Here is a 6,563-nt window from a genome sequence, read left to right on the forward strand (position 1 = left end):
TATTGGTTCGTTCTAAAGCGTTTTCAGGATTTACTTTTAAAAATCGGGCATAATTAATCATCGAAAATAAAACATCGCCAAACTCAGCTTCAATTTTATCTTGATTGTTATTTTCTACTTCTACTTGTAGTTCTTGTAACTCTTCTTGTACTTTATCCCAAACTTGGTGCGGCTCTTCCCAATCGAAACCTACGCCTTTTACTTTATCTTGAATACGGCTTGCTTTTACTAATGCTGGCAAACTTTTAGGCACGCCTTCTAAAACCGATTTTTTTCCTTCTTTTAATTTTAGTTTTTCCCAGTTTTGCTTTACTTCTTCTTCATTTGCTACCACTACATCGCCATAAATATGCGGATGTCTTTCTATTAATTTATCGCAAATAGCATTGGCTACATCGGCTATGTCAAAATCGTTACTTTCGCTACCTATTTTGGCATAAAACACAATATGCAACAACAAATCGCCTAATTCGTTTTTAATTTCTTGCAAATTATTATCGAGAATGGCATCGCCCAGTTCGTATGTTTCTTCAATAGTTAAATGGCGAAGACTTTCTAAAGTTTGCTTTTTATCCCAAGGACATTTCTCACGTAAATCGTCCATAATAGTTAACAATCTATCAAAGGCTTGGAGTTGTTGTTGGCGTGAGTTCATTTTAAAAATTTATAGTTAAAAACTGAAACAAGTTTAGTTAACAGGTAAAGGTAAAATATAAAAATAAAAAATCCCGCATTTAAAACGCAGGATTTTGACATATAATTACTAAGTATTACTCGGCTGTTTCTTCTTTAGCGTCTTCTTTCGATAAAGCTTCAACCGTTACCAAACCTTTTGGTTGTAAGGTATTGTACCAATTTAGTACTTTTTTAATATCTGATGTATATACTCTATCTTCATCAAACTCGGGTAAAATTTCTCTAAAGTACGATCGTAATTTATCGTCGTTTTCTTTGTGAGAAATTGCTAATCCGTCATTTTCTTTAGTTGCAATAGCTTTAAAAACATCGAACAAACGAATTTCTTCCGAATACGTATAAACTGCAATTTCAGAAAGTAAACTAACGTTGCTACGCATTCCTACTGTAATTCGTTTTCCATCTAATAACGACTCGGCTACAAAGCCTGTACGGGTTTGCAATTTTAACTCGTATAAACCTGGCTTGCCAGAAATGGCTAATATTTTTTGAACACTCATATTTTTTATTTAAGGACAGCAAATATATAATTTTGTTGAAAGTTATAAAACTAATCGTTTAAATTTTTAATATTTTAACTTTCCAATTATTTTTTATATTCGTATTAAAATATTTCAATTCAAATTTAAATTATAATAGAACCATGAAAAATATAATTTATACACTATTTGTAGCAACAGTAATTTTTACCAGTTGTTCAAAAACATCGCAAACTGTAGATATTATTCCTAAACACGATACATTTACGTTACAATCGGAACTGGTACATGAAAAACGTGTTATTAATGTATGGACACCTGCAAACTACAACACAAGCCTAGATTCTTTACCCGTTATGTATATGGCCGATGGTGGTATAAAAGAAGACTTTCCTCATATAGCGAATACATTGGCAGAACTTATACAAGAAAACAAAATTAAACCTATAATTTTAGTAGGTATAGAAAATACCGAAAGACGAAGAGATTTAAGTGGTTTTACGGAAGTTGAAAAAGACAAAGAAATTGCACCAGTTATTGGCGGATCGGAAAATTTTAGAGCTTTTATTAAAAATGAACTTTTTGTTGAAATAGCCAAACGCTACCGTACAACAAATAAAAAAAGTATTATTGGCGAGTCGTTATCGGGACTTTTTGTTATGGAAACCTTTTTTTTAGAACCTGAAATGTTTGATAATTACATAGCATTTGACCCATCGCTGTGGTGGAACAATCATTATTTGGTTCGCAAAGCAAATGAGCATTTAAAAAAGTTACCTTTAAATGAAAAAAAACTTTGGTTTGCTGGTTCTAGCGCAACCGATATTTCGCCTTATACAAATGAACTCGCTACTATTTTTAAAACTAAAAATTATCCGAATTTAAAATGGAAATATACTGATGAACCTTCAGAGAAACATACAACTATTTTTAGAGCAACTAAAGAAAAAGCTATAATTTGGACTTTAAATTAAAAATTTAAAGTCCAGCAATAGTTTTTAATTCGCTAACAAAACGTTTAGCTAAAGCATCGGCTTCTTTTTGTGTTGGTGCTTCGGTATAAATACGAATTATTGGTTCGGTATTCGATTTACGAAGATGTACCCATTCGGTAGGAAAATCGATTTTTACGCCATCAATGGTAGAAATATTTTCATTCGCATATTTTTCGGTCATGGTTTTCAATACACCATCTACATCAATTTGTGGCGTTAACTCAATTTTATTTTTACTCATAAAATATTGCGGATAACTTGCTCGCAACTCAGCCACCGTTTTTTCTTGATTGGCTAAATACGTTAAGAATAATGCAACACCCACAACCGCATCGCGACCATAATGAATTTCTGGGTAAATAATTCCGCCATTGCCTTCGCCACCAATAATGGCATTGGTTTTCTTCATTAATTCTACCACGTTTACTTCGCCTACAGCACTAGCTTGGTAACTTCCGTTATGTTTTTCGGTAATATCGCGCAATGCGCGAGAAGACGACATATTTGAAACCGTATTTCCTGGTGTTTTGCTCAATACATAATCGGCAATGGCAACCAAGGTATATTCTTCGCCAAACATTTCTCCATCGTTTGAAATAAACGCTAAACGATCTACATCAGGATCTACTACAATTCCGAAATCGGCTTTTTCTTCAACAACCAATTTACAAATATCGCCCAAATGCTCTTTCAATGGTTCTGGATTGTGCGGAAAATGCCCGTTAGGTTCGCAATACAATTTTACAACCTCTACTCCCATTTGCTCTAAAACTTTAGGAATAATAATACCACCCGACGAATTTACACCGTCAACTACAACTTTAAATTTCTTTTGTTTAACAACATTTACATCGACCAAAGGTAAATTTAGCACTTCATCAATGTGAATATCCATATACGCATCATTTTCAGTAATTTCGCCTAAATTATCTACCTCAACAAAATCGAACGCTTCCTTTTCGGCTATTTCTAAAATTATAGCACCATCGGCGCCACTTAAAAATTCGCCTTTTTCGTTTAACAATTTTAGCGCATTCCACTGTTTTGGATTATGCGAAGCCGTAAGAATAATACCGCCATCGGCTTGTTCAAGTGGTACGGCAACTTCAACGGTTGGTGTTGTAGAAAGTCCTAAATCAATAACATCAATTCCTAAACCTATTAAAGTATTCACTACTAAATTATGAATCATTGGACCCGAAATTCGAGCATCGCGACCAATGCAAACTTTTAATCGCTTGTTTGGTTTTGCTTGTTTTAAAAACATTCCGTAAGCCGAAGCAAATTTTACCGCATCTACTGGTGTTAAATTATCGCCTACGTTTCCGCCAATTGTTCCACGAATTCCTGAAATTGATTTTATTAATGTCATATAAATTATGCGTTATGAATTTTAAATTTTAAATTGCAAACAAATATACTAATTGACCTTTAAACTACTAGCATTTTAAGTTTTAAATAATGAATTTTTTGGCACACATCTATTTATCTGGCGACAACGAAATGCTCAAAATTGGCAATTTTATGGCCGATAGTATAAAAGGGAATAACTATTTAGAGTACACTGGCGATTTACAAAAGGGCATTTTACTACACCGAGCCATTGATTCGTTTACCGATACCAATGAAATATACAGAAAAAGTAAACATCGGTTACATAAAAAATACGGGCATTACTCGGGTATTATTATGGATGTAGTTTATGACCACTATTTGGCTAAAAATTGGAATCGGTTTTCAACTGAAAATTTATCTGATTTTGTATTGCGTTTTTATCAATCTATTTCGAAAAACAGTTCACTTTTACCTGTAAAAACACAACGATTAGTTCCATTTATGATTGATCAAAATTGGTTAGAATCGTATGTTACTTTAGATGGTTTACAAACCATTTTATGGCAAATGAGTCGCAGAATAAACTATACAATAGACATGAGTGAAGCGATAAGTGAAGTACAAGAGTTTTACTTAGAATTTGAAAGTGAATTTTTTGAATTTATGGTTGAAATAGAAAAAATGTGCAAAGAAAAACTAAAAGAACTTGGGTAGCATTTCAATTAAAAGTAACTTTGTTTTTTATTTGAAATTGACACAATGCCTACTAGAAAAAAAAATAAAATTGTTCGTTTTTTGTATAAAACTTTTAAACGATTTGAACAGTTTTTATTTTTAATAAAATCGTTAATTACACCGCGGCAATTTATTTATGTTTCGTGTGTGCTTGTTGGTATTTCATCAGCTTTAGCCGTAATTGTATTAAAGTTTTTTGCGCATTCGGTTTATAATTTCGCGCAATATTTAGACAGTTTTTTGCACCTGCCGTATAGCAATAGTATTTTTCCAATAATTGGCATTTTACTAACGGTTTTTATTATTAAAAAGTTCTTAGATGGTTCTATACAAAAAGGATCGGGTGCTATTTTACATGCAATAGCTAAAAAAGGCGGTATAATGCCTCGAAAACAAATGTATTCGCAAATAATTACGAGTTCATTTACCGTAGGTATGGGTGGAAGTGCTGGTTTAGAATCGCCTATTACTGTTACAGGAGCTGCATTTGGCAGTAATTATGCGCAAAACTACCGCTTAAGTTCTAAAGATAGAATTTTACTTTTAGCGTGTGGCGTTGCTGCTGGAATTTCGGCCGCTTTTAACGCACCCATTGCGGGTGTTTTATTTGCTATTGAAGTGGTTTTAGCCGAAATTAGTATTACTGCTTTTATACCTATTATGATAAGTGCGGCAACAGGCGCTTTGGTTTCGGCTGTTGTACTTAATGAAGATATTTTGCTTAATTTTAAACAAGGCGAAGTTTTCGATTATCATAACATTCCTTATTATATTCTATTAGGTTTGCTCTCGGGGTTTGTTTCTATAAATTATGCCCGAACTTTTAGAAAAATAGAAAAATGGTTTCACAAAAGAAAAAGCTCCTATAAAAAAGCTTTTTTTGGAGCATCTATTTTAGCCATTCTAATTTTCTTTTTCCCTACACTTTTTGGCGAAGGGTACGAAAGTATAAAAATACTCGCCAATCAACATCCTGAAACTATTTTAAACAATACCATTTTACAAGATTTTAAAAACAACCAGTGGGTTTTACTAGCATTTGTGGGCGCTACTATGCTTATTAAGGTATATGCAACCGGACTTACACTAGGTTCGGGCGGAAATGGTGGCAATTTTGCACCTTCGTTGTTTGTAGGTTCCTATTTAGGCTTTGTAGTAGCAAAATTAATTAACCTTATAGGAATAACCGATAATGTTTCGGTTAGCAACTTTACATTAGTAGGAATGGCTGGCATTTTAAGTGGTTTATTTCACGCACCATTAACGGCTATTTTCTTAATTGCAGAAATTACTAGTGGTTATAATCTTATGGTGCCGTTAATGATTGTTTCTTCTATAAGCTTTGCTATTTCGAAACGATTTGAACCGTATTCGTTCGATATTAAAGATTTAGCTTATAAAGGCGATGTATATACAAATGATAAAGATAAAAACATACTAAATTCATTAGAAACTTCGCAATTTATTGATACGCATATTAAAGTTATTTCCGAATCCAATTCGTTACTAGAGCTTCATAATATTAGCCAGCAAACCAAGCAATTTTTATTTCCTGTTGTGAATAACGATAAGCAACTTTTAGGAATTATAAATATCGATGCTATTCGATCGGTTTTGTTTTCAAATTTTACAATACGTTATACAAGTACAAAAGAAGTTATGCAGCCTCCAAAAGAAATTGTTTTTTTTAATGAGAGTATTGATGCGATTATGGACAAGTTTGATGCTTCGCAAGAAGATGTACTTCCTGTAATAAAGAATGGTGTATTTGTTGGTTTCATATCTAAAATACGAATTTTAGAAAAGTATAGAGAAAAGCTAAAAGCCATGATTATTGAATAAAAAACTAAATAGGTAAAAAGAAAAATCCCGATTATAAATTATAATCGGGATTTTTTTATGATTAAATGAAGGGAAAATTATTTTCCTTTTTCCATTTTCTCTTTTAATTCAGCTAAAGCATCAATATCGCCTAAAGTAGTTTTTTCTACGTTAGCGGTAGTTTTTTCAGCTGCTTCTTTAATTGCTTTTTCTTCTTCTTCACGGAAAATAGCCGTATGAGAAGCTACAACTCTTTTAAATTCTTTGTTGAATTCGATAATTTTGAAATCGGCAGTATCGCCTTTTTTCAATTTTTTACCGTCTTCTTGTTCTAAATGACGAGTAGGAATAAAAGCAACAACATCGTCACCGAAATCTACAGTTGCACCTTTGTCAACCATTTCTCCGATTGTTCCGTTGTGGATAGTTCCAACAGCAAAAGCTTCTTCGTGTTTATCCCAAGGGTTTTCTGTAGTTTGTTTATGACCTAATGATAATTTAC

7 protein-coding genes are annotated in these 6,563 nt (G+C 32.8%); 3 read left to right on the forward strand and 4 right to left on the reverse strand.

Annotated elements, in window-relative coordinates; all coding sequences use genetic code 11:
* Both mazG and R2808_RS11285 read right to left on the reverse strand, forming a co-directional pair.
* Positions 1–655, reverse strand: a 655-nt coding sequence (gene mazG, locus R2808_RS11280; RefSeq protein ID WP_371271112.1) for a nucleoside triphosphate pyrophosphohydrolase, incomplete at its 3' end; no start/stop codon positions are given.
* 115 nt (positions 656–770) lie between these two features.
* Positions 771–1,196, reverse strand: coding sequence for a DUF5606 domain-containing protein (locus tag R2808_RS11285; RefSeq protein WP_371269658.1), 426 nt, complete (start codon positions 1,194–1,196; stop codon positions 771–773).
* Positions 1,197–1,339: 143 nt separating this feature from the next.
* Here R2808_RS11285 and R2808_RS11290 point away from each other — a divergent pair, with 143 nt between their 5' ends.
* A complete protein-coding gene (locus R2808_RS11290) occupies positions 1,340–2,149 on the forward strand; it encodes an alpha/beta hydrolase (protein WP_371271113.1) in 810 nt (269 codons plus the stop codon).
* Positions 2,150–2,153: 4 nt separating this feature from the next.
* Here R2808_RS11290 and glmM read toward each other — a convergent pair whose 3' ends face one another.
* A complete protein-coding gene (gene glmM / locus R2808_RS11295) occupies positions 2,154–3,542 on the reverse strand; it encodes a phosphoglucosamine mutase (protein WP_371271114.1) in 1,389 nt (462 codons plus the stop codon).
* Positions 3,543–3,631: 89 nt separating this feature from the next.
* Between glmM and R2808_RS11300 the strand changes: the two genes are divergently transcribed.
* Both R2808_RS11300 and R2808_RS11305 read left to right on the forward strand, forming a co-directional pair.
* Complete coding sequence (locus tag R2808_RS11300) at positions 3,632–4,219, forward strand: ACP phosphodiesterase (protein WP_371269659.1); 588 nt, start codon at positions 3,632–3,634, stop codon at positions 4,217–4,219.
* 45 nt (positions 4,220–4,264) lie between these two features.
* Entirely contained in the window at positions 4,265–6,082 is a 1,818-nt protein-coding gene (locus R2808_RS11305; protein WP_371269660.1) for a chloride channel protein, read from the forward strand.
* Between the two features lie 77 nt (positions 6,083–6,159).
* Here R2808_RS11305 and R2808_RS11310 read toward each other — a convergent pair.
* Positions 6,160–6,563 (reverse strand): S1 RNA-binding domain-containing protein (locus R2808_RS11310; protein WP_371271115.1); only part of this gene is annotated, 404 nt, incomplete at its 5' end.

Origin of the sequence: Flavobacterium sp. (assembly GCF_041392005.1) — a bacterium.
Taxonomy (GTDB): domain Bacteria; phylum Bacteroidota; class Bacteroidia; order Flavobacteriales; family Flavobacteriaceae; genus Flavobacterium.